Here is a 405-nt window from a genome sequence, read left to right on the forward strand (position 1 = left end):
GCGCTGGCGCTGATTTCCGGCAAGTGGGTGATGCTGATCCTGCCTGCGCTGGCGCAGCGCCCGATGCGCAACGGCGAGCTGCTGCGCCGCATCGACGGCATTTCGCAGAAGGTGCTGACGCAAACGCTGCGCCAGCTGGAACGCAACGGGCTGCTCGAACGGCTAGATTTAAGTGAAAAGAATCAGGCGCATGTTGAATACCGGCTCAGCGCCGTCGCCTGCTCGCTGGTCGAGACGCTGGCGGCGCTGGACCGATGGGCGGAATACCATTTCCCCGAGCTGGACGCCGCCCGCGAGCGCTATGATGCCGACCGCGGGTGCGAGGCCGATTAAAGCGGTTTGGCCCGCAGCGTCTCGCCGCTGCGCACGAAGTTGCCGGCCCCCAGATGATGAATGGTGTGCAGA

General features: G+C 64.9%; 1 protein-coding gene. It reads left to right on the forward strand.

Annotated features, from left to right (window positions below):
- Nucleotides 1-333: winged helix-turn-helix transcriptional regulator (locus KQX66_RS38885; protein ID WP_216798404.1), on the forward strand; the 333-nt coding region annotated here is incomplete at its 5' end.
- Nucleotides 334-405 lie beyond the last annotated feature (72 nt).

Source organism: Paenibacillus oleatilyticus, assembly GCF_018998565.1.
Lineage (GTDB): Bacteria > Bacillota > Bacilli > Paenibacillales > NBRC-103111 > Paenibacillus_G > Paenibacillus_G oleatilyticus.